Raw genomic sequence first — 23,364 nt, forward strand, 5'->3', positions numbered from 1 at the left:
GGCTCTGCTGGACGGCATCGTCCTGCACCGCGCGCTGGACCCGGCCCTCGATCCCGCCGCGCTGGCGGGCCCGCTGCGGGCCATGCTCGGCGTGCGGGGGGCGGAGCAGCCGGGCGAGCGGGCCGGGGTCCGGACGGAGCGGGCCAGTGGTCAGGTGAAGGGTGTGGGGAAGGGGAAGCGGTGAAGGTTCTCATCTGTGGAGCGGGCATCGCCGGGCTCACGCTGGCCTGGCACCTGGAGCGTTCGGGCTGGGAGGTGGAGCTCGTCGAGCGGGCGCCCGCCTTCCGTGACGGCGGCTACCTGATCGACTTCTACGGCCCCGGCTACGAGGTGGCCGAGCTGATGGGCCTCAAGCCCCGCCTGCTGGAAGCGCGCTATCCCGTCACCGAGCTGAGCTACGTCGACGGCGGGGGGCGCCGGACCAGCCACCTCACCATGCCGCCCGACTTCAGCGCGAAGGTGGTGAGCGTGCTCCGGGGCGACCTGGCCCGCGCCATCCAGGACGGCGTGCGCTCTCCCGTGCTGTACGGGGCGAGCGTCGAGGAGGTCCGCCAGGCCGGCGACGGCGTCGCCGTACGGCTGACCGACGGCACCGAGCGGCACGTCGATCTCCTCGTCGGCGCCGACGGCGCTCACTCCCGCGTCCGCGGGCTCGTCTTCGGCGACGAGGGCCGCTTCCTGCGCCACCTCGGCCACCACGTCGCCGCCTACACCATGTACGACGAGGTGCTCAGCGAGCGGGCCGGCAGGCGCTACGAGATGCTGACGGTCCCGGGGACGATGGCCGGCGCCTACGCGTTGCGCGAGGGAAGGATCGCCCTGCTGTTCCTGCGGCGCGAACCCGATCCCGCCGTCCCCGCCGACCCCCGGGCCGCGCTCCTGAGTCACTACGGCGACCTCGGCTGGATCCTGCCGGAGGCGCTGCCTCACTGCCCTGAGCCGCCGCGGCTCTACTACGACCAGGTGACGCAGGTCCACCTGGACGAGTGGAGCAGGGGCCGGGTGGTGCTGCTCGGCGACGCCTGCCACGCGGTGTCGCTCTTCGCCGGGCACGGCGCGTCGCTGGCCATGGCCGGGGCCTGGATCCTCGCCGGCGAGCTGGCCGCGGGCGGTGACGTGGCGGCGGCGTTGACCCGCTACCAGAACCGCCTGCAGCCGACCGTCACGGAGGTGCAGCGGTTCGGCCGCCGCTTCGTGCACTGGATGGCCCCCTCCAGCCAATGGCGCGTCGCCGCCCGCGACTTGATGCTCCGCCTGGCCAAGCTGCCGGGAGGCGGCCGGCTCTTCCTCGGCGCGCTCATCACCGAAGGGAGCGATCTCATCCGCCCCGCCCGTCCCGTGGGGCGCGCCGAACGGGGGTAGGTCGGGCTCGGGCGCGTGCGGCCCGGGTGATGAAACCCGGGAGCGTCCAGAACGGCTCAGCGGGAGTCCCCGCCGGGCGGGAGGGTCGCGGAGGGTGAGACGGCCACGACGGTCGCCGACGCCGCCGATGCCGCCGATGCCGCCGATGCCGCCGATGCCACGGAGGTCGCAGCGGTCGCGGCGGTCGCGGCGGTGCCGTGGGTCAGACCCTGCCGGTCGGCCCATGCGTCCAGCTTCCTGATGGCGGCGTTGTCGGGCGTGCCGGCGGGGGCGCTCATCAGCACGATGGCCTGCTGCGGGTCCTCGACGCAGGTGAGCACCTGCCAGTCCACGCTGAAGCGCCCGGCCACCGGGTGGTCGAGGCGGCTGCGGCCCGAGGTCCGCATGGTCACCAGGTGCTGGGCCCACCAGGTGCGGAAGTCCTGGTCGCGTACCGACAGCTCGCCGACCAGCTCCTGCAGCCGGGGCTGGTCGCAGTCGGCCCCCACGGCCAGCCGCAGCGCCGACACGACCTCCTGCGCCCGCTCCTTCCAGTCCACGAGCAAGGAGCGGACGTGGGGGTCGAGGAACGTCATGCGCACGTAGTTGCGGTGCAGCGGCTTCATGGCGGCCAGGTCGCCCAGCAGGGCGGCGGCCAGCCGGTTCCAGGCGACGATGTCGAGGTAGCGGCCGAACACCACGGCCGGGGTGTCGACCAGGTTGGCGAGCAGGCGCTCGACCTGGGGCTTGATCCGCTGGCGACCGTCGCCGCGCCGGTCGGTCGCGTCGTCGGGGTGGGCGAGCTGGATGAGGTGGCGCTGCTGGTCGTCGTTGAGGAGCAGGGCGCGCCCGATGGCGTAGAGCACGGGCCGCGACGCGGTGCGCACCCGCCCCTGCTCCAGGCGCGTGTAGTAGTCGATGCTGATGCCGGCCAACTGGGCGACCTCTTCGCGCCGCAGCCCCGGCACGCGCCGCGGGTAGCCGGTCTCCGGCAGCCCGACGTCGGATGCCGTGATCAGGGCTCGGCGTGTGCTGAGAAAGTCCCCCAACAGCCCCCGTGGGCTCGCGTCCGCAGGTTGCATCACGTGGATTATCGCATCTAACCGGAGCTATCACCGGGGAAAAAGGTTCCTAGGAACGATGCATCCTTCCAGGTCAGCCGCGTAGCCGCCATCCTGTTCTCAGGAGGGGGGAAGGAGCCGGCCGCCGCAGACTGGGAGGGAATCCGCGGCGCCCGGCTTCTTCTGCATCCGGCTTCTTCCGGATCCGGCTTCTGGATCCGGTTAGGTGCCGCTGTAGCGGGCTCCCCTCGCCGCCGAGGCCAGCGCTGCCGCCCTGGCCGCCTCGGTCGGTGTGAAGGGCAGGCCGGGCCGCCGCAGGAGCAGTGCCCGCTCGGGGTGCACCGAGATCACCATCGTGCTGTTGAGCTCGGCGTTCTCGTCGACGGTCTCGCCCGGTCGGCGCCATTCGGCCTCGGACACGCGCAGCAGCTCGGCCATCGCCTCCGGGAGCCGGTCGGGGTCGTCGTGTACGCGCTGCGCCAGCAGGAGCCCCTGGATGCCCGGGTCGATGAGGTCCTTGACCTGGGCCAGTACGACGATCACGTCGAGGCCGCCCGCTTCGGACAGGGCGGCGTGCAGCTGATCGGGAGTCAGCCGCCTGGGCGCCTCGACGACGAACTCGTCGAGCGCGTCGCAGCCAGCGGGTGTGATGGCGCTGCTGCCGGTGGGTGCGATGTTCAGAGCCAGTATGTTGCAGCCCAGCCGGCCGAACGCGCCGGCGACCTGGGCCAGGCGGCCAGGGCGTTCGACCACGCGCATCCGGATCCGCCACAGGGTCATGGTGGTGCTCCCTTCGCCTTCGGGAAACGCCGGGAGTGATGAGTGAGATGAGTGAGTAGTACGGCGCGCCTTCACGGGTGCCCCCGCCTTCAGGCGCCTGTGTACCGCCGAGCCGACGATCAGGGCGCCGCCGAGACCCACCAGCACCACGGGCCCCGGGTCGGTGTGCCCGACCAGGGTGGCGAGGAGGTGGGCCAGGCCCATCGCGAGGAACAGCGCGGCCACCTCCAAGATCTCTCGCCACCAGGAGCGCGCGTGGTGCCGGAGGTCGTGTCCGGAACGCGGATGGATCGCCTTTGGTGCATCGCTCATGGTCGCCAGTCTCACCAGCGGTTGTTACACCGCTGTGATCAGCGCCGTGGCGGTGGCGTTAAACCGCCTTCACCGACCGGACGCCATGTATCGGACATCACCCGTCAGGTTTCCGGCCGGTCAGGTTCCGGCGGGGCGCCACATGGCCCAGAAGGCCGATCCGTCCGGCAGCGCGAACTCCTCCCGCGGCCGGTAGCCGTGCCGCAGGTAGAGGTCGCGGCTGCGCGGGCTGCTGGCCTCCAGGTACGCGGGCAGCCGGCCCAGCCGGGCGTGGTGGTGGCGGAGCAGGGCGGTGCCCAGCCCCTGGCCCTGCCGGGGCGGGTGGACGGCCAGCAACGCCAGGTGATGGTGCGGCTCGACCGGGTGATGCTTGTCGAACAGGGCGTCGAGGGCGCGGAAGCGCTCCACCCACGGCCCGGTGGCCTCGGCCAGGCGGCGCTCGTAGCCCGGGGGGTCGGGGAGCGGCGCCGTACGGGGGAACCAGACCGCGACGGCGGGGCCGTCGTCGATGACGTCGATCTCGCCGTGCTCCACCGCGTGGTCCACCAGGATCCGGAAGTGGGCGGTCATGATCTCGTGGCGGCCTTCGGGGTCGGGCACGAGATAGGACACCGCGTCCAGCGAGGCGAACGCGGTCGCGATCAGTTCGGCGACCGCGCCCGCGTCGCCCGCGCCCGCGCCGCGGATCCTCTCCCGGATCATCGGACGGCTTCCGGTACGGTGACGGCCTTGGCGCCCATGCCGACCCGGGAGTAGACGCCCGGCTGGCCGGCACGCAGCACGAGGGCCCAGACCAGGCCCACCACGGCCGCGGCGGCGTACACGGTGGGGAGCACCCACGCGAGCGGGTGCCCCTTCTCGACGCCCAGCAGCGTCGAGAAGTTGCTGACCGCCAGCGACACCATGACGGCCAGGGCGACGGCTGCGGGGACCGGCGCGATCAGCCGGCGCGTGACGCTCTCGCCGCTCGGTTCGCGGGAGAAGAAGGCGATGACCGCGATGGACGTGGCGAACACCAGGAGCAGCACGCCGAAGCCGCCGAACGCCCCGCCGTAGAAGAAGAGCTGCACCAGGGGGTCCAGGCCCAGGACGGCGTAGAGGACGATCACGACGAGGCCGAGCACGCTCTGCGCGATCGACCCGGCCTTGGGCGCCCCGGTGCGCGGCCGGGTGCGGCCGAAGGCGGCGGGCAGCACGCGCTCGCGGCCGAGGGCGAAGAAGTAGCGCGCGGTGGTGTTGTGGAAGGAGATCATCGCGGCGAACAGGCTGGTGACGAAGAGCACCCTGGCGATGTCCACCACGACGCTCCCGAGCTGGCCGGTGGCGATCACGAAGATGGTCTCCGCGCCGTCGCGGCGCGCGGTCTCCACGATGTTCCCCGGCCCGATGGCGACCGTCATCGCCCAGGCGGACAGGGCGTACAGACCGGCGATGATCGCGACGGCGGCGTACGTGGAAATCGGCACGGTACGCCGCGGATCGCGGCTCTCCTCGGAGAACACCACGGCCGACTCGAACCCCACGAACCCGAGCGTGGCGATGACCAGCAGCGCGCCCACCCCCGGGACGAACAGCGCGGCAGGCGACAGCGTCTGCGCCGACAGCCCCGCCGGGCCGGGGGCGAAGAGGTCGGCGGCGTCGAAGAGCAGGATGACCGCCACCTCGGCGGTGAGCAGGACGGCCAGCAGGCGGCCGTTCAGGTCGACCCGCATCACCCCGAAGAGCGCCACCAACGCCCAGGCGACCAGCGACAGGGTCCACCAGGGAGGGGTGACGCCGGCCCAGCGCTCCACCAGCGGGATGGCCGCCGCGCCGAACGCGCCGTACAGGCCCACCTGCAGGGCGTTGTACGCGATCAGCGCTACCCAGGCGGCGGCGATCCCCGCGGGGCGTCCCAGCCCGCGGCTGATGTAGGTGTAGAAGGCTCCGGCGTTGGCCATGTGCCTGGCCATCGCCACGTACCCGACGGCGAACAGGGCCAGCACCAGGCCCACGGCCAGGAACGCGACCGGCAGGCCGGTGATCCCGGTGACCGCGTACGCCGTGGTGACCACTCCGGCCACGACGGTGAGCGGCGCGGCGGCCGACAGCACGAAGTAGACGACCGAGGGCGCGCCTAACCGGTCGGCGGCGAGGGCCCCGCTGACGGGGTCCGGGCCGGTGCGGGAGTGTGCGGTGGGCATGGGGTTCCTTTCCGGTGCGGTTGGGATCGGGATTCAGGGGAGGTGGGGCTCTCGGCGTGCCGTCCGCCGCAGGGCTCATGTGCGGTAGGTGAGCACGGCGTCGCCGACGGCGGCGCTGACGTGGCTGCTCAGGTCGCGCAGCGGCTGGGGCATGGCGGCCAGCACGGTGGTCAGGTAGCGGCGCGCGTCCTGCCGGTTGGCGGGGTCCTCCACGACGCTGTCGGTCATGCCGCAGGCGTCCACGAGCGCGGCCAGGGCCATGTCGTGCGTGGTCAGCGGCTGCCATCTGACCAGGGACAGGCGCAGCCTGGTCGACGGCCACACGGCCTGGCCGAACTCGGTGGAGAAATAACGGCTCTGTTTGCGTTTCAGGACTTTCGGCCGTTCGCGTTCCAGGAGGCCGGCGCGGATCAATCGACCGGTGACATCCGGAAGGGCGCGCTGGGCGAAGTAGGCCAGCCACGTGCGGACCTCGGTGTGCTGGGGCGAGTTTCCGATATCGGCCAGCACCCGGTCGGCAACGTACTCCCGGAGCGGCTGCCGGTCGGCGACCTGGAGCCGCACCCCACGGACCGTCACCCGCTCCTCCAGCACCAGCTCTCCGAGCAGCGCCCCGGCCAGGCCGAGCGCGATGCCCGGCACGTACAGGCGCGGCTTGCCGGTGCCCGTCGTGTCCCACACGATCAGGAAGAAATCATCGGCCAGCAACCGCGTTCTCCCGTCGAGACAGGCGCGTCCGGCGAGCTGCGTGCGTCCGTTGAAAGAAAATCCGAATCGGTTCGCTCACTATCGCCCTTAATGGATGGCCGGTTCAGGAAAGCCTCGTGAGGCGGCGCGAAAATGTTTATCAAGAACGCCGTCGGGAGGGCTAGCCCCGTTTACCGCCAGGTCCCAACAAAGGCTGCCTTAATGCTATATATGGTGACTTATCCGCCGTATTTAAGATCGTCGCATGTCCCCAAAAGCCGGTGGACTCACAGCCGGGATTCACCGGGGGTTCACGCTCCGTGTCTACGGTGCAGCTCATGAGCTGGAGGTACCGGGCCAACGCGACCCTCGGGGGACTGACGGGATACACGCTGACGCGGCGGATGCGCGTACCGAAGCCGCCGCCCCCGCCGCCTCCGCCGCCCCCGGAGACGCTGCGGCTGCCCGGCGACCTCGTGCGGCCGCCCGTGGACCCGGCCTGCGACCGGCTGCTGCGCGAGCCGGTCTTCCTGCTGTCGTCGGTGCGGTCGGGCTCCACGCTGCTGCGCGTCATGCTGGACAGCCACTCGCGGGTGCACTCGCCCATCGAGACGCACTTCCGGCGGATGACGGTCGGCCTGACCACCGACCCGGTACGGCAGGCCATGCTGCACCTCGGCCACACCCACAGCGACCTCGAGCACATCGTGTGGGACCGCCTCCTCCACCGGGAGCTGGCCCGCAGCGGCAAGCCGATCCTGGTGGAGAAGACGCCGAGCAACGTCTTCGCCTGGCGGCGCATCGCGACCTGCTGGCCCGACGCCCGGTTCGTCTTCCTGCTGCGGCATCCGATGTCGATCGTGCAGTCGTGGCACGAGGCCGACCCGGAGAACCGCCCGATGGAGGAGGCCGTGCCGCGCACGCTCAGCTACATGACCTACCTCCAGGAGGCCCGCACCCACCTCCAAGGGCCGACCATCAGGTACGAAGACCTGGTCGCGGCCCCGGAGGCGCAGCTGCGCCGCGTCTGCGAACACCTCGGAGTGGACTGGGAGCCCGCCATGATCAACTACGGCGACCGGGATCACGGCGGATACGTGAAGGGCATCGGCGACTGGCGTGACAAGATTCGCACGGGCACGGTCGTCGAGGGCCGTCCACTGCCGTCACCGGACGAGGTCCCGGCCGAGCTCAGGGAGATCTGCGGGCAGTGGGCCTACCTCTGACCCCCCGCCCGCACTGTTCTCCTCCCGTTTCCCCGCCCGTTGTCCGGATGTTCGCCCGCTGATCGTCCGGCGCCCAGAAGGTATCCCCCATGATCGTCGGGCCCACACGCCGCAGCTTCCTCACCGGCACGCTCGCCACCCTCACCGTCCCGCCCGCCGCCGGGGCGGCCTCGGTGAGCGCTCTCCCCGAGCGGCCGAACTTCGTCGTCATCCTGGCCGACGACCTGGGCTGGGGGGAGGTCGGCAGCCAGGGGCAGCGCATGATCAGCACTCCGTTCCTGGACCGGCTGGCGGCCGAAGGCGTCAGGTTCGACACCGCCTACTCCGGGGCCCCGCTCTGCGCGCCCTCGCGCTCCGCGCTGCTCACCGGGCTGCACGCGGGACACGGCACGGTCCGTGAGAACCCCGAGGGCGGACCGCAGCGGTCGCTCACCACCGCCGACCTCACCTTCGCCGAACTGCTGCGGCTCGACGGCTACCGTACGGCGTGCATCGGCAAGTGGGGCTTCGGCCCCGAGCGGTCGGGGCAGGCGTCGCACCCGAACGCGCGGGGGTTCGAGGAGTTCTTCGGCTACATCGGCCACCGGCACGCCCACCAGTACTACCCCGACTACCTCTGGCGCGACGGCGAGCGCGTACGGCTCGGGCGCAGGGCGTACGCGCCCGACCTCTTCCGCGAGCGGGCGGTCGAGTTCGTCAGGCGGCAGGCGGGCGGGCCGTTCCTGCTGTACTACCCAAGCATCCTGCCGCACGCGCCGAGCGTGGTCCCCGGCGACGCCGGGCCGTACGAGGACCGGCCGTGGAGCCGGGCGAACCGCCGGCACGCCGCCCAGGTCAGCAGGCTCGACGCCGACGTGGCGGCACTCGTGCGCACGCTGCGGGAGACGGGCGTGGCCGGGCGGACGGTGGTGCTGTTCACCAGCGACAACGGCCCGCACACCGAGAAGGGGGTGACGCCCGGGCTGTTCGACTCCAACGGTCCGTGGCGGGGCGACAAGCGCGACCTCTACGAGGGCGGCATCCGGGTGCCGATGATCGCCTGGTCGCCCCGGCTCGCCCCACGGGTCGAGAGCAGCCCGGTGGCGTTCTGGGACGTGCTCCCGACGCTGGCCGACCTGGCGGGCGTGCCGGTGCCGGCGGGCCTCGACGGCCGGTCGTTCCGCGGCCTGCTCACGGGTGGGGCCGCGGCAGAGCGCGGGCACCTGGTGTGGAACCGGCCGCGCAAGGTGCAGGCGATCCGCCGCGGGCGGTGGAAGGCGATCAGGTTCGCGCCGGGCATCGCGGGCGCGGGTCCCGGGGGCAGGGTCGAGCTGTACGACCTGGCCGCCGACCCCGGTGAACGCCGCGACCTCGCCGCGACCCGGCCCCGGCTGGCCGAGGACCTGCTGGCCCGGCTCGACGCGGAGATCGGGCCGGACCCGCGCAGGCCGTACGGGCTGGAGGTGACGAGCGCCGGCGGCCGGGTGACGGTGACGCTGCGCAACGGGTCGGCGGTGCCCTGGCGGCGGGTCAGTCTGCGCCTGCACGGCCACCGCGGGAGGGCCGCGAGGACGGCGACGCTGGAGCCAGGCAGGTCGTTCGCCGCGGTCTTCGAGGTGGACGGCGGCGGGAATCTCACGGCGCGGGCGGACTTCCGGGCCGGCGGCAGGCGCCACACCTTCCGCCGCACCCCCCACGGCTCCGCGACGCCCCACCCCCGCCCCGACATCCACGAACCCTAGGCCCGTTTTCGCACATGCCGCATCTCCCAGGTCAACCGCTATGGGGCGGCCAACGCCGTTAGGACTTGAAGAAGGACGTCAGCACGGGAGCGAGCGCGTCGGCGGAGACCATGTGGGTCTGGCCCGGGAGGCGGCGGTGCTCGGCCGAGGGGATGGCGGCGACGATCGCGCGGGCCGTGGCCTCGAAGAACTCGACGCCGCCGACCTCTTGCTCGCCCTCCGGCAGTCCGGTGATCACGCAGGTGGGCGCCTTGATCCGGCCGAGACGCTCGGCCGGGGGCCGGCCGGTGCCGAGGGCGGCGGCGTCGTAGGCGAGCGTGTGGGCGACCGCCTCGATCCCGGCCCACCACGGCTCCTGCCGCATCGCTGAGATGGCGTGGTCGTCGGCCTCGGCGACGGTCCGCATGAAAAGCGCCACCATGTCGCTGCGGCGATCTTGGGCGAGCAGCGCGTTGAGCGTGGTGACGTACTCCTCCTGGAGTCGCGGCTGCTCCTCGGCCAGGTTGTACGGCACCTCGTACACGGCGAGCCGGTCGATCGCGAGCCCGGCGGCCGCCGCCTCCAGCGCGAGAGCCCCGCCGGAGGAGATCCCGTACAGGTGGGCCGAACCTCCGGCCTCGGCGATGAGCGCGTCGATGTCCTCGAACTCGCGCTCTAGAGCGAACGGCAGCGTGTCGCCGCTGTCGCCGCGCCCGCGCCGGTCGTGGTTGAGCACCGTGAAGTCGCCCGCCAGCGCCTGGGCGAGATCGGTGTGCATCTTCCTGTCCGCGGTGGCGCCGCTCACCAGGATGACGGCCGGCCCGTCGCCGACACGGTCGAAAGCGATCGGTGTTCCGTCCTTGGACGTGACTGTTCGCATGGGGAAAGTCCACCATGCCGGCGCGGGCTACACCATCGCGCCGATTCCGGAGAGACTGCGAGTATGACCCACAGCCACGATCACGATCCAGCCTGCGAGGTCGCCCACAGTGATCGGCCCGCGCCCGGGACGGACAGGACGCTGGTCGCCGTCTTCGCCTCTCCGATGGCCGGCTACCTGCTGCGCTTCGGCGTGGAGCTGGGCTTCAGGCCGATCCTGCTGGAGCCCGACCCGAGGCGGACGCTCGACGGCTTCACGGCGGTCTCCGAGTCCGGCGACTTCCTGGACGACACGGCCGACGTCGTGCTCACCGACCATCACCGCGAGGAGATCGGGGCGGTGCTCCGTGACGTCCTCAAGAGCCCGGCCCGATGGGTCGGCATCATGGGCAGCCCTCGCCACACGGGTCCGCACGTGCGGGCGCTGACCGACCTGGGCGTCCCGCCGGAGGAGATCGCTCGCGTGCACCGGCCGGTCGGACTCAACATCGGCTCCCGCACCCCTGCCGAGATCGCCCTCGCGACCCTGGCCGGACTGATCGCCGACAGGAACGGCCGGCCCGGCGGCTTCCACTTCTGACGGACCGGCCTCGCCGCCGCAGGGCCACGGCACCTCACTCGTCGTCGTGCGCCGTGGTCATCGCTGTTCGTCTGCCGCGGCGGTCTGGGCGGCGGCGGTCTGGGCGGCGCGGGTGGTGAGGTAGTCGCGTTCCGGGATGCTCGTCGTACGGCCGGCGGCGGCCCGGTAGTCGTCCACGGCCCCCCGGCGGTCGCCGGCCATCTCCCGCAGGTGTGCTCTGGTGGCGTAGAAGCGGTGGTGGTCCGAGAGCCGTTCGGCGAGGCCGTCGAGCAGGTGGAGGCCGGTGGCGGGGCCGTGCACCATGGCGGCGGCGACGGCCCGGTTGAGCGAGACCATCGGGTTGTCGGACATGCGCTCCAGCAGCCCGTACAGGGCGAGGATCTGCGGCCAGTCCGTCTCCTCCGCGCTCGCGCCCTCGTCGTGGACGGCGGCGATGGCGGCCTGGAGCTGGTAGGGGCCGACGGAGCCCTTGGCGAGCGTGCCGGTGATGAGCTCGACGCCTTCGGCGATGGCCTTGCCGTCCCAGAGGCTCCGGTCCTGTTCGGCGAGGGGGATCGGCGTCCCGTGGGCGTCGGTGCGCGCGGGGCGGCGCGCGTCGGTGAGGAGCATGAGCGCGAGCAGGCCGGCCACCTCGCAGTCGCCGGGCAGCAGGCGGTGGGCCATCCTGGCCAGCCGGATCGCCTCGCGTGAGAGCTCCACCCGCTGCAGGTCGGGGCCGGTGCTGCTGGCGTAGCCCTCGTTGAAGATGAGGTACAGCACGTGCAGCACCGACCGCAGCCGTCCCGGGCGCTCCTCGGGCGCGGGCATCCTGAACGGCACGCCCGACGCCTTGATGCGCTGCTTGGCACGGCTGATCCGCTGCGCCATCGTGGTCTCGGGCACCATGAACGCCCTGGCGATCTCGGCGGTGGTGAGGCCGCCCACCGAGCGCAGGGTGAGGGCGATGGCCGAGGCGGGCGTCAGCGCGGGATGGCAGCACAGGAACAGGGTGACCAGCGTGTCGTCGCGGTCCATCTCGTACGCGTCGTCGGCGGGCGGCGCCGCCTGCCGGTCAGCCGGCGCCCGGGCGGCCACCAGTTCCTCGCGGTGGCGGCGCGCCTGCTCGTTGCGGAGCTGCTCGATCATCCGCCGGTACGCCACCTGGATGAGCCAGCCCCGCGGGTTGCCCGGGACGCCCTGCTCGGGCCACTGGGCCGCGGCGTCGAGCAGCGACTCCTGGACGGCGTCCTCGGCGGTGTCGAAGTCGCCGAAGCGCCGGGTGAGCACGCCGACGACCTGCGGCGCCAGCTCGCGCAGCAGGTCGTCGACGGCCTGGCCGCCCAACGTCACAGCTCCTCGGGCGGGCCGGCCATGACCTGGTGGACCTCGATCGGCATGTTCAGCGGCTTGCCGGCGGGGCCGGGCGCGGCCGAGATCTCCGCGGCGAGCTCGATGGCCCGTTCGGGGGTCTCGCAGTCGACGATCCACCAGCCCATCAGGAACTCCTTGGTCTCGGGGAAGGGCCCGTCGGTGACGACGGGGCCGCCGTCGGCGCCGGCGCGCACGATCTTGGCCTGGTGGGGGCCGGCGAGCCCCTCGCCCTGGACGAACTCCCCGGCCTCGGTGAGCCGGTTGTTGAGGTCGCGCATGAACTGGATGTGGGCCTTGACGGCCTCCGGAGGCCAGGTGTCGATCGACGGGAGGCCGGTCTGCTGGCTGAACTGCATCAACAGCATGTACTTCATGTCCGTGTCCTTGCCTGTCCGCGCGCCCCTGCGGGCGCTCTCGTTCGTAGGTCGAAGCTGCCCGCCCGCTCATCGACATCCTGGCGGACATCCCGCGGAAAAATCTTGTCGGGCTCTCTACGTAGGTACCTACCTGCGGACGTATAGGTAGCGATTTAGGGGTTTATCCCGTCCCGTGACGCCGGTCGCCGACGCAGTCTGGTGGCATAGACATGAGCTTCACCTAACCGACCATGCTGAGAGGAGTGAGCCATGTGCGAGCACCACCCCCAGTGTCCGCCAGCGGATGCTCCGGAACGTGATTCGGCCCGCCTTGTCGCCTTCCACCCCGAACAGGGCTGGGGCCTTCTCTGCAACGGTGTTGTGATCTTCGACGACGCCGGTGAGCTGCTGCCGGACGGCCGCAGCGTCTCCGCCGGCTCTGATTATCTTGCGAGGGCGGCATGAGACTCCTGATCCCCGGCGGGCCGGTTGACGGCCTGCCGGCTCCCGCGGAGGCGGAGGACGCCTGGATGGTCTCGTGGGTGTTCCCGGCGGGGCCTTCCGCCGTGGCCGACGCCCGGCGCGCGACCCGTGACCGGTTGACCCGCTGGGGGATCCAGCACCAGGTCATGGTGGCCGAACTGCTCGTGGGCGGACTGCTCACGGACGCTCTGGGGCGCATCTGCGACCGGGTCCGGCTCACGCTCATGACCGAGGACGGTTTCCTGCGCTGCGAGGTCGAGCACCTCGATCCCCCGTCGCCCGACGAGGAGGTGCGCGGGCACCGCTGGCTCTCCCGGCTGGCCTGCTGCTGGGGCACCGCCCAGACCCCCGAGGGGAAGGTCGTCTGGTTCGAGCTCCCCGTCTCCGACCAGACCTGCTCGTCCGCGTCGGCGCCCGCCTGAAAGGAACCCTGACCGTGCCAAGGATCCGGATCCAGACCCGCAAGCCGCGGAAGCCCGTCCGCGACCACGGCCCGGACCTGCGTACGCCGTCGGGCCGACGCCTGCCGTACTGATCGCGGTGCGGCGTCAGGCCCGAGGCTCCTGGTCAGGGGCGCCGGCCTGCTCGCCGACCCACACGGCGATCTGCGCTCGCGAGTGGTAGCCCAGCTTGCCCAGAATGTGTTCGATGTGGCTCTCGACGGTCCGCTGAGAGATCACCAGAGTGGCGGCGATCTCCTTGCTGGTCATGCCCTGGGCCACCAGCCTGGCTATCTCCATCTCCCGGCGAGTCAGCGGTGCGGCCTTCGTCCTGGTCTTCACCGGTTTGTCGTTCACCGGCGGCTCGTCGGCCCGCTCGTCCTCCTGCACCGCGTAGGCCAGCGCGTCGTCGTAGGACAGCCGCGCCCCCCACGCGAAGGCGGCCTCGAACGCCGACGTTCCGAGCGCGTTGCGGGTGAGGTGCTCGCATTCGTCGTGGTAGTGGGCTAGGTGCCCGTACCCGGACAGCGGCGCTCCGATCGCCTGCCAGACCGTGTCCAGGATGCCCAGCAGCCGCGCCGCCCGCTCGTGCCGGCTCTCGGTGGCGGCGATCCAGGCCAGCACCTCCACGTTCACTCCGACCCCGAGCGGGTCGTCGAGCGTGCGGTTGAAGGTGAGGCTCTGCTTCTCCAGCGCGGTCGCCCGCTGGATGTCCCCCTGCCGCCAGACCTCCACGCCGAGCGCCATCATCATGTACGCCTTGTGCCAGCCCTCCCCGTGGGCGTCGGCCACGGCCAGGCATTCGTCCCCGAGGGCGATGGCCCGTTCGGAGTCGCCGCGGAAGGAGGACGCCAGGGACAGCCGGATGAGGGCGAGGGCCGTGCCCACCGGGTCGCCGGTGGCCTGGTGCCGGGCCAGGGCCTCCTCGTAGTGGGCGACCGCGGTCGTGGTGTCGCCCTCGTACATGGCGACCATTCCGCGGTAGAGGGCGACGTACGCGAGGACCGAGTCCAGCCCCAGCCGTTCACCCAGGTCGTGGCTCTCCTGGAGCATCTCCTTGGCGGCCGGGATGTCGGCCTGGATGATGGCCAGCCAGCTGTTGGCCCACAGCGCCCGCGCCCGGATCTCGCCCGGCTCGGTCTCGGCGGCCAGGCCGCGGTCCAGCCAGCGCCGGCCCTCACCGAGGTAGTAGCCCGTGATCCAGTGGTAGAGCAGGTCGCTCGCCATGGCCACGCCGGTCGCGACGCCGTCCGTGTCGCTGTAGGACAGTTCGAGGGCGGAGTGGAGGTTGGCGTGCTCCAGGCGCAGTCTGGAGAACCACGCGACCTGTGCGGGCCCGAACAGCTCCGCGCGCGCCTGCCCCGCCAGCTCACGGAAGTACTCGCGGTGCCGCCGCTGCAGGTCCGCCCCCCGGCCGGTCGCGACGAGCTTCTCGATGCCGTACTGGCGGATGATCTCCAGGAGCCGGTAGCGCACCCGCGACCCGTGCTCCTCCCGCAGCAGGATGGACTTGTCCACCAGGCCGCACACCAGGTCGAGGACCTCCTCGCGGGCGATGCCGTCGCCCGAGCAGACCGCCTCGGCCGCCTCCAGGTCGAGGCCGCCGGCGAACACCGACGCGCGGGCCCACATCAGGCGCTCCTTCTCGGAGCACAGCACGTAGCTCCAGTCGATGAGCGCGCGCAGCGTCTGGTGGCGGGGGAGCACCGCCCGCGACCCGGCGGTCAGCAGCCGGAACCGGTCGTCCAGCCGGTCGAGCAGCTGCTGGACGGAGAGCGCGCGGAGCCTGACGGCGGCGAGCTCGATGCCGAGCGGCAGGCCGTCGAGCCGGCGGCAGATCCGTACGACGATCTCGCGGTTGTCCTCGGTGACGGCGAACGACGGCAGTACGGCCCTGGCCCGCTCGCTGAACAGGAAGACGGCGTCGCACCTGGTGAGCGACTCGATGGGCAGCCGCGCCCAGTCCTCGTCGGGCAGCGCCAGCGTGGGAACGGGCAGCGTCTGCTCGCCCGCGAACCCCAGAGGTTCACGGGTGGTGGCGAGGATGCGGAGCTCGGGGGCGGCGCGCAGGAGCGTCTCGGCGAGCATGGCGCATTCGCGCACCAGGTGCTCGCAGTTGTCAAGGATGACCAGGGCCTGCTTGTCGCGCAGGTGCTCGACGAGCACCTCCATGGGCGAGGACAGGCTGTGGTCGCGGATCTCCAGGGCCTCGATCACGATCTGGGCGAGCATGTCGGGGTTCTCGACCGCGGCGAGCTCCACGAACCAGACACCGCCGCGGTACTCGCGCGCCATGTCGAGCGCCACCCGCAGGGCCAGCCGGGTCTTGCCGACACCGCCCACGCCGGTCAGCGTCACCGTGCGAGACGTGGACAGCAGTCGTTTGACCTCGGCCACTTCGTGCCGACGGCCCACGAAACTCGTCACCTCCGCCGGCAGCCTGCCTGCCTGCTGCCGCTTCGGCGTGCTTGTCGTCACCGCTGTCATTGGTGCCTCGTCGGGCGCGCCACCGGTGTGCTGGAATCGCGCCGTCTTTGACCAGGTTATGCGCCTGTTGTCGCCGGTGCACACCCGCATGGTCCGGACGGACATTCTTTGCTATTCGGTGATTCGTCCCAGAAGGGCCGAAAGGTGGTCCGCCCGGCCCCGGTCCGGTCGCTGTGCCGTACGGCAGGCCGGGCGTAATGTGTGTTTTATCAGCTCAAGTCCTGATTATGGGTGATCATCATCGATCGTGCATGATCGTATGGGATTGGGCGGATGGAGCGCGTATGAGGGTGGCATCGAGCGGCACGGAGACCGGGGGGCTGCCGGCCGAGCTGACCAGCTTCGTGGGCCGTCGGCACGAGATAGCCGAGGTCAAACGGCTGTTGTCCGGCTCCAGGCTGGTGACCCTGGTCGGCGTGGGCGGTGTCGGCAAGACCCGGCTGGCCCTGCGGGTCGCGGCGGATGTGCGGCGCGCGTTCCCCGACGGTGTCTGCCTGGTCGAGCTGGCGGCGCTGGAGAGCCCGGAACTGCTCGTCAGGGCGGTGACCGAGGCTCTGAAGATCGTCGACCTCACGCCCAGGTCACCGGTGGAGGTGCTCGCCGACCGCCTGCGCGACAAGCGGATGCTGCTCGTGCTGGACAACTGTGAGCACTTGCTGCACGACTGCACCGTGCTGGCCGAGACCCTCGTGCGATCCGCGCCCGACCTGCGCATCCTCGCGACCAGCCGGCAGGCGCTCGGCGCGGTGGGAGAGCAGACGATGGTCGTGCCGGCGCTGCCGCTGCCCGACCGCGACGGCGCCCGCCTGTCGACCGCGTCGCTGCAGCGGTCCGACGCGGTGCGGCTGTTCGCCGAGCGGGCCACCGCGGTGGTGCCCAGCTTCGCGATCACCGACGGCAACCGGGACGCCGTCGCACGGGTCTGCCGGCGCCTGGACGGCATCCCGCTGGCGCTCGAACTGGCGGCCGTCCGGCTGCGGATGCTCTCCGTGGAGCAGTTGCTGGAGCGGCTGGAGGACAGGTTCGGGCTGCTCACGGGCTCTCGGACCGTGCTGCCTCGCCAGCGCACGCTGCGGGCCCTGATCGACTGGAGCCACACCCTCTGCACCGAGCAGGAACAGCTTCTCTGGGCCCGCCTGTCGGTGTTCGCCGGCAGCCTGGACCTCGAGGCGGCCGAGCAGGTCTGCTCCGGCGAGGGGATCGCCGCCGAAGAGATCGTCGACCTGGTGATCGGCCTGGTGGACAAGTCCATCCTCATCCGCGAGGAGCACCGGTCGGGTGTGCGCTACCGGCTGCTGGACACGATCCGCCAGTACGGTCGTGACCGGCTGCGCGAGTCGGGCCAGGAGGCGCCGCTCCGGCGCCGGCATCGCGACTGGTACCACGAACTTGCGATCGGCGGCTCCCAGGGCTGGTTCGGGCCCGACTTCCAAGGCTGGTTCGGGCCCCAACAGGTCACCTGGTACCAGCGGCTGCGCATCGAGCACGACAACCTGCGCACCGCCCTGGACTTCTGCCTCGCGACCCGGGGGGAGACCCAGCCGGGCCTGGTCATCGCCACGGCGCTGCGCTACTACTGGATCGCCTCCGACTCGCCGCAGGAGGGACGGAGCTGGCTCGACCGCCTGCTCGCCGCCGACCCGGAGCCCACTCCCGCGCGGGCCAGGGCCCTCACCCTCAGTGCCCGGCTCGCCGTGCTGCAGAGCGACTTCACGGTCGCGGCGTCGTTGCTGGAAGAGGCACGCGAGCTGGGACAGCGGTTCGAGGACCCGGCGATCAAGGGCGGCGCCGCGTACGTGGCCGGCCTCGCCGCGCTGCTCCAGCGTGACCTCGCCGGGGGGCTGGTCCACCTGGAGACGGCACGGGAGTTCTGCTGGGTCAACGACGACCTGATGGGTGTCACGAACTCGATGATCTACCTGGCCACCGTCCACTCGCTGCTCGGCCACACCGCCCGCGCGGTCAAGGGGTTCGAGGAGTGCCTGGCCATCTGCGAGCCGCGCCGGGAGCACTGGTTCCGCTCGTACACGCTGTGGACGTACGGGATCGAGGTGTGGAGACAGGGCGACGTCGAACGGGCGATCGCGATGGAGCGCGAGGCGATCCGGCTCAAGGAGCCCTTCGACGACGGCCTGGGCGTCGCCCTGTGCGTGGAGGCGCTGGCGTGGATGAGCTCCGACGACGCGCGGCGCTCGGCGGTGCTGCTCGGCGCCCTGCGGGAGATCTGGCGCTCCTTCGGCGGCCCCCTGTTCGGCTACCTCGCCGAGTACCACGACGCCTGCGAGCTGGCGGCCAGGGCGGAGCTCGGCGACAGGGCGTTCGAGGTCGCCTTCCGCAAGGGCGCGGGGCTCACGGCCGCCGAGGCCGTGGAGTACGCGATGCGTGACGACGCGCAGGTCGGCGAGCCCGAGCCGGAGGCGTCGCCGCTGACCCCCAGGGAGTTGGAGATCGCCAGGCTCGTCGCCCGCGGCATGAGCAACAAGGCGATCGCGGCGGCACTGGTGATCGCGCAGCGCACCGCCGAGGGCCACGTCGAGCACATCCTCAGCAAGCTCGGCTTCAACTCCCGCGTCCAGATCGCCGCCTGGGTCAGCAGCTACGACAACCCCGAGAACGACCAGTCCTCCGGGAGCTCAGCATGAACCGGAACGGGCACAGCAACCTCGCGACAGTGGATCACCCGAGCGAGCCGTCGAGGTTCGTCGGGCGCAGACATGAGCTGTCCGTGGCCAGGAGGATGCTGTCGCGGACCAGATTGCTGACCCTGACCGGCACGGGAGGTGTCGGCAAGACCAGGCTGGCGCTCCGGCTCGCCGAGAACGTCCGGGGCCTCTACAAGGACGGGGTGGAGGTCGTCGAGCTGGCCACGCTGGAGGCCGGGGACCTGCTGGGACCGACCGTCGCCGCCGCGCTCGGGCTGCGGGACGAGGCCACGGACTCCACGACCCTGCTGGTGGACTTCCTGTCGGACAAGCGGATGCTGCTCATCCTGGACAACTGCGAGCACCTGCTCGACGACTGCGCCAATCTCGTGGACCGGATGCTGCGGAGCGCTCCCCGACTGCGAGTGCTGGCGACCAGCAGGCAGACGCTCGGCGTGTACGGCGAGCAGGTGCTGTCGGTGCCCTCGCTGTCCGTGCCCGACCCGGGCGACTCCACCCGCGACATCGCCCGCCACGACGCGGTCCGCCTGTTCGTGGACCGCGCCTCGTCCGTGTGGCCCGGCTTCGTGCTCGACGCCGGCAACGCGGCGAGCGTGGCGCGCCTGGCCCAGCACCTGGAGGGCATCCCCCTCGCCATCGAACTGGCCGCGGCGCGGCTGCGCTCCCTGCCGCTGGAGCAGGTGACGCGCGAGCTGGACGAGTGCATGAACGTGCCGGACGTGGGGACCTCCATCGCGCTGCCGCGCCATCGGACGCTGCGCGCGACCATGGACTGGAGCTTCCGGCTGTGCTCGCCGGGCGAGCAGCGGGTGTGGGCGCGGCTGTCGATCTTCCCGGGCGGCGTCGGGCTCGACAGCGCCGAGGTGGTGTGCTCCGGCGAGGGGATCGACGCCCACGACGTGTTCGACCTGCTGTCGGGGCTGGTGGACAAGTCGATCGTGGTCGGCGAGCGGTGGGAGGGCGGGGTCAGGTACCGCATGCTGGACAGCATCCGGGCGTACGGCGCCGACCAGCTTGAGGCCGACGAGGCACGTGCGCTGCGGTGGCGCTACATCCGCCACTACCGGGAGCTCATGGAGCGCAACCGGATCGACATGGTCGTCCCCGACCAGATCGAACGCTACCGGGTCGTGCAACGAGAGCTGCCCAACGCGCGGGCCGCGCTGGAGATGTGCCTAGACGGTCCGGGCATGGCCTCCGTGGGGCTGGGGATCGCGGCGGCGATGTGGGGTTTCTGGCTCCTCGCCGGCTCCTTCACCGAGGGGCGCTACTGGCTGGAGCGCGGCCTGCAGCAGGTGCCGGTGCTGGACAGCGACCGCGCCACCGCACTGTGGGTGGACGCCATGCTCGCGCTGCGCCAGGGCGATCCCGACGCGGCGACGCCGAGGGTGGAGGAGTGCCACGTCATCGCGCGGCGGGTCGAGGACGAGCATGTGCTGCCGTACGCGGTGCGGGTCTCGGGCGTCCTCACCTACGCCCACGGCGACCCGGACCGCGGGCTGGAGCTGATGGAGGAGGCGCTCGCCCTGCACCGGGCCGCCGGCGACCTCACGGGTGTGGTCTTCGCCCTCTACTACCTGGCCGCGTACGGCTCGGTCCAGGACCCCGACAAGTCCGCGGCGCTCGGCGAGGAGCTGCTGGCGCTCTGCGAGGCCCACCACGCGGAGGTCACCCGCGGGTACGCCCAGCTCTCCCTGGGCCTGGCCGCCTGGAACCAGGGCGATCCGCACCGGGCCGATGCGCTGGTGAGCGAGGCGGCGGAGTTCACCGAGAAGGTCAACGACCGGTGGTGCCTCACGCAGTGCCTGGAGGTGCTGGCGTGGACCGCCGGGGGGCGTGGCGACCACCGCCGGGCCGCGTGGCTGCTGGGCGCGGCGCACGCGATGTGGCAGGCGGCGGACGCCTCGCCGAGGCGGCTGCAGTACCACGCGGTGTGGCACGAGCGCTGCGAGGACGAGGCCCGCCGCGCGCTTGGTGAGAGGGCGTTCAAGGCGGCCTTCGACGACGGCGCGCGGCAGCGCCTGGCGCACACGATCATGGATGCGATCAGCGCCTGAACCGGTCATCGGCGCCGCGCGTACCTCCGGACGACCACCGCGTGTCCATGGAGGTGTCGTGGAGCTCAGCCTTTTGCGCGCGCAGGCGCACAGCCCGTCGTACTTCTCACTGCTCCGCGGCTCCTCGGGGACGAGCATGCCGGTGGACTTCTGCATCCCGTGCAACCCGTACTTCCCGACCCCGGAGATCTTCGAGTATCTCGGCCGGAACCTGGAGACGATCCTGAAGTTCTACCCGAGCGCCGCCGACACGATCACCGCCGAGCTGTGCTCCACCCTCGGGCTCCACCCCGGGACCGTGGCCATGGGCAACGGATCCACCGAGCTGATCACCTGGATCGACCACCTGCTGGTGCGGGAGAGCCTGGCCGTCCCCATTCCGACCTTCGGCCGCTGGACCGACCAGCCGCTGGAGACGGGCAAGCGGGTCGACATGTACCCGCTGATGGAGAGCCGCGGTTTCGCCCTCGACGTCGGCGACTTCGTGTCCTTCGTCCGCTCGCGCGGCTCCCGCGTGGCGGTGATCTGCAACCCCAACAACCCCGACGGCGGCTACCTGCCCAAGCACGAGGTCCTGCGCCTGCTCGACCAGCTCATCGACCTCGACCTGGTGATCGTGGACGAGTCCTTCGGCGACTTCGTGGACGCCGAGCCCTACCCCGGGGTGGCCGCGGAGGCCGCGGTCCGGCCGAACGTGATCGTGCTGCGCAGCCTGGGCAAGAACTTCGGGCTGCACGGCATCAGGTTCGGCTACCTGGTCGCCAACCCGGCGCTGGCCGGCAAGGTACGCGACGCCCTGCCCAAGTGGAACCTCAACTCCTTCGCCGAGGTCGTGGTGTTCATGATGAAGCAGTTCATGCCCGAGTACCGGGAGAGCATCCGGCGGCTCGGCAACGACAGGCGCGCGATGTTCCAGCAGCTCGGCGCCATGCCGGGGCTCTCGGTCTTCCCTTCGCAGGGCAACTTCGTGCTGGTGAAGCTGCCGCCCGGGAACGACGGGGTGCCGCTGCGCGACCACCTCCTCGCCCAGCACGACGTGTTCGTCCGCGAGTGTGGCAACAAGCTGGGCACGACGAGCCAGTTTCTCCGGCTGGTGGTCCGCCCGCAGGAGGACGTGCGCAGGCTGCTGGTCGGCATGACGCAGTTCCTGTACTCCGGGAGCCTCCACGAGATGCCGGTGATCGGCCTGCATCACCGCCGCGCGCCCCTCTCCGCCTGACACCCCGCGCCCGCCCGGATGCGGGAGCCGTCCGCCGTAACACGCGAAGCTATCGCCGGAAACATAATGCACTTAATCTCCGGACATGGCGGACATATTCGACACGTATGTCATGGCCGGAGCATGGGATGAGATGTTCGAGCGGCCGGGCGTACCTCGCCCCCAGTACCAGGCCCTGTTCGCCGCCCTCCAGCCGCTCGGGGCGAGCGAACTGAGGTTCCGGGCGGACCAGCTGGCCCGGATGTTCACCGACCGCGGGGTGACCTTCGACTACGCGGGCGAGGAACGGCCCTTCCCGCTCGACCTGATCCCCCGGGTCATCGACGCGGCCGAGTGGGACCACGTGGCGCGCGGCGTCCGGCAGCGGATCCGCGCGCTGGAGTCGTTCCTCGACGACCTGTACGGCGACCGCCAGGTCTTCCACGACGGCGTGGTGCCCTGGCGGCTGCTGCACTCCAGCCCCTACTACCATCGCGTCGCCCACGGCTGGCGCCCGCCCAACGGCGTCCGGGTGCATGTCGGCGGCATCGACCTGATCCGCGACGAGCAGGGCGCGCTGCGTGTCCTGGAGGACAACGTCCGCACCCCGAGCGGCGTCAGCTACGTGCTGGAGAACCGCCTCGCGATGGCGCGCACGCTGCCGTCGCTCTTCGCCGAGCAGCTCGTCCGCCCGGTCGAGGAGTATCCGGCCAGGCTGCTGGCCGCGCTGCGCAAGGCCGCGCCCGAGGGGATCGACGACCCCACCGTGGTCCTGCTCACGCCCGGCGTCTACAACGCCGCCTACTTCGAGCACGCGCTGCTCGCCCGCCTCATGGGGGTGGAACTGGTCGAGGGCCGCGACCTCATCTGCGAGGGCAACCGGATCTCGATGATCACCACGTACGGCAGGCGGCCGGTCCACGTGGTCTACCGGCGGGTCGACGACGATTTCCTCGATCCCCTGCACTTCCGCGGCGACTCCGTGCTCGGCTGCCCGGGACTGGTCAACGCCGCCCGCGCCGGCAACGTCACGATCGCCAACGGCGTGGGCAACGGCGTCGCCGATGACAAGCTCGTCTACACGTACGTGCCCGACCTGATCGGTTACTACCTGGGGGAGGAGCCGTTGCTGAGCAACGTGGAGACCTATCGGCTGGACGATCCGGACCTGCTCGACTGGGTGATCGCCGCCGCCGGCGACCTCGTGCTCAAGCCGGTGGACGGAGCGGGCGGCAAGGGCATCGTGATCGGGCCGGTGGCCACGCCCGAGCAGCTCTCCGCCGTGCGGCGGGCCGTACGGGACGACCCGCGCGGCTGGATCGCCCAGCGGCCGGTGATGCTGTCCACCTCGCCCACGCTGATCGGCGATCATCCCGTGCCGCGCCACATCGACCTGCGGCCGTTCGCGGTCAACGACGGCGACGACGTCTGGCTGCTGCCCGGCGGGCTGACCCGGGTCGCGCTCCCGGAGGGCGAGCTGGTCGTCAACTCCAGCCGGGGAGGCGGCTCCAAGGACACCTGGGTGCTCGGTGACGCGGCCCAGCCGGCGTCCGCCGCCGGGCCGCGCGAGCCCGCGCCGCC

19 protein-coding genes and 1 pseudogene are annotated in these 23,364 nt (G+C 71.6%); 11 read left to right on the forward strand and 9 right to left on the reverse strand.

What is annotated here, in order from left to right:
• A pseudogene (locus tag DQW85_RS45895) lies at positions 1–184 on the forward strand (hypothetical protein); the annotation flags it as partial.
• Positions 181–1,362, forward strand: a complete 1,182-nt coding sequence (locus DQW85_RS17500; RefSeq protein ID WP_113701372.1) for an FAD-dependent oxidoreductase — start codon at positions 181–183, stop codon at positions 1,360–1,362. The pseudogene DQW85_RS45895 and the gene DQW85_RS17500, both read left to right, overlap by 4 nt.
• A 56-nt stretch (positions 1,363–1,418) precedes the next feature.
• On the opposite strand, the gene DQW85_RS17505 is transcribed toward DQW85_RS17500, so the two are convergent.
• The 5 genes from DQW85_RS17505 to DQW85_RS17525 form a co-directional block, all read right to left on the reverse strand.
• The gene (locus DQW85_RS17505) at positions 1,419–2,423 is read right to left on the reverse strand and encodes a helix-turn-helix domain-containing protein (protein WP_113701373.1); all 1,005 of its coding nucleotides are present in this window, start codon (positions 2,421–2,423) and stop codon (positions 1,419–1,421) included.
• A 201-nt stretch (positions 2,424–2,624) separates the two neighbouring features.
• On the reverse strand, positions 2,625–3,494 hold the full coding sequence (locus tag DQW85_RS17510) for an ACT domain-containing protein (RefSeq protein ID WP_113701374.1): 870 nt from the start codon (positions 3,492–3,494) through the stop codon (positions 2,625–2,627).
• A 120-nt stretch (positions 3,495–3,614) separates the two neighbouring features.
• Complete coding sequence (locus DQW85_RS17515; RefSeq protein ID WP_113701375.1) at positions 3,615–4,196, reverse strand: GNAT family N-acetyltransferase; 582 nt, start codon at positions 4,194–4,196, stop codon at positions 3,615–3,617.
• Positions 4,193–5,677, reverse strand: a complete 1,485-nt coding sequence (locus DQW85_RS17520; protein WP_113701376.1) for an APC family permease — start codon at positions 5,675–5,677, stop codon at positions 4,193–4,195. Before DQW85_RS17520 ends, DQW85_RS17515 begins: the two co-directional genes overlap by 4 nt.
• Positions 5,678–5,752: 75 nt before the next feature.
• Complete coding sequence (locus DQW85_RS17525) at positions 5,753–6,385, reverse strand: GOLPH3/VPS74 family protein (protein ID WP_113701377.1); 633 nt, start codon at positions 6,383–6,385, stop codon at positions 5,753–5,755.
• A 317-nt stretch (positions 6,386–6,702) separates the two neighbouring features.
• On the opposite strand from DQW85_RS17525, the gene DQW85_RS17530 reads away from it, so the two are divergent.
• Positions 6,703–7,590, forward strand: a complete 888-nt coding sequence (locus DQW85_RS17530; RefSeq protein WP_113701389.1) for a sulfotransferase family protein — start codon at positions 6,703–6,705, stop codon at positions 7,588–7,590.
• An 89-nt stretch (positions 7,591–7,679) separates the two neighbouring features.
• A complete protein-coding gene (locus DQW85_RS17535) occupies positions 7,680–9,311 on the forward strand; it encodes an arylsulfatase (protein WP_113701378.1) in 1,632 nt (543 codons plus the stop codon).
• 58 nt (positions 9,312–9,369) lie between these two features.
• Here DQW85_RS17535 and DQW85_RS17540 read toward each other — a convergent pair whose 3' ends face one another.
• On the reverse strand, positions 9,370–10,170 hold the full coding sequence (locus DQW85_RS17540) for an alpha/beta fold hydrolase (RefSeq protein ID WP_113701379.1): 801 nt from the start codon (positions 10,168–10,170) through the stop codon (positions 9,370–9,372).
• 63 nt (positions 10,171–10,233) lie between these two features.
• Between DQW85_RS17540 and DQW85_RS17545 the strand changes: the two genes are divergently transcribed.
• Complete coding sequence (locus tag DQW85_RS17545) at positions 10,234–10,749, forward strand: XdhC family protein (RefSeq protein WP_113701380.1); 516 nt, start codon at positions 10,234–10,236, stop codon at positions 10,747–10,749.
• A gap of 57 nt (positions 10,750–10,806) precedes the next feature.
• Here the strand turns inward: DQW85_RS17545 and DQW85_RS17550 are convergent, their stop codons facing one another.
• The gene (locus tag DQW85_RS17550) at positions 10,807–12,078 is read right to left on the reverse strand and encodes an RNA polymerase sigma factor (protein ID WP_162795072.1); all 1,272 of its coding nucleotides are present in this window, start codon (positions 12,076–12,078) and stop codon (positions 10,807–10,809) included.
• Entirely contained in the window at positions 12,075–12,473 is a 399-nt protein-coding gene (locus DQW85_RS17555; protein WP_113701382.1) for a YciI family protein, read from the reverse strand. Before DQW85_RS17555 ends, DQW85_RS17550 begins: the two co-directional genes overlap by 4 nt.
• 252 nt (positions 12,474–12,725) lie before the next feature.
• On the opposite strand from DQW85_RS17555, the gene DQW85_RS17560 reads away from it, so the two are divergent.
• Together DQW85_RS17560 and DQW85_RS17565 are read left to right on the forward strand one after the other, a co-directional pair.
• Entirely contained in the window at positions 12,726–12,920 is a 195-nt protein-coding gene (locus tag DQW85_RS17560) for a DUF5999 family protein (RefSeq protein WP_113701383.1), read from the forward strand.
• Positions 12,917–13,360: a hypothetical protein gene (locus DQW85_RS17565; protein ID WP_113701384.1), complete on the forward strand. Its 444-nt coding sequence runs from the start codon at positions 12,917–12,919 to the stop codon at positions 13,358–13,360. The genes DQW85_RS17560 and DQW85_RS17565 overlap by 4 nt, the downstream gene beginning before the upstream one ends.
• 126 nt (positions 13,361–13,486) lie before the next feature.
• On the opposite strand, the gene DQW85_RS17570 is transcribed toward DQW85_RS17565, so the two are convergent.
• Positions 13,487–15,865 (reverse strand): helix-turn-helix transcriptional regulator, encoded by a 2,379-nt coding sequence (locus DQW85_RS17570; RefSeq protein ID WP_113701385.1) that lies wholly within the window; start codon positions 15,863–15,865, stop codon positions 13,487–13,489.
• A 284-nt stretch (positions 15,866–16,149) separates the two neighbouring features.
• On the opposite strand from DQW85_RS17570, the gene DQW85_RS17575 reads away from it, so the two are divergent.
• The 4 genes from DQW85_RS17575 to DQW85_RS17590 all read left to right on the forward strand — a co-directional run.
• A complete protein-coding gene (locus DQW85_RS17575) occupies positions 16,150–18,507 on the forward strand; it encodes an ATP-binding protein (protein ID WP_113701386.1) in 2,358 nt (785 codons plus the stop codon).
• On the forward strand, positions 18,504–20,585 hold the full coding sequence (locus DQW85_RS17580; RefSeq protein ID WP_113701387.1) for an ATP-binding protein: 2,082 nt from the start codon (positions 18,504–18,506) through the stop codon (positions 20,583–20,585). Before DQW85_RS17575 ends, DQW85_RS17580 begins: the two co-directional genes overlap by 4 nt.
• Positions 20,586–20,643: 58 nt before the next feature.
• Entirely contained in the window at positions 20,644–21,804 is a 1,161-nt protein-coding gene (locus DQW85_RS17585) for a pyridoxal phosphate-dependent aminotransferase (RefSeq protein WP_205315197.1), read from the forward strand.
• Positions 21,805–21,889: 85 nt separating this feature from the next.
• Positions 21,890–23,364, forward strand: a 1,475-nt coding sequence (locus DQW85_RS17590) for a circularly permuted type 2 ATP-grasp protein (protein ID WP_162795073.1), incomplete at its 3' end; no start/stop codon positions are given.

This window comes from Nonomuraea lactucae, assembly GCF_003313395.1.
Taxonomy (GTDB): Bacteria; Actinomycetota; Actinomycetes; order Streptosporangiales; family Streptosporangiaceae; genus Nonomuraea; species Nonomuraea lactucae.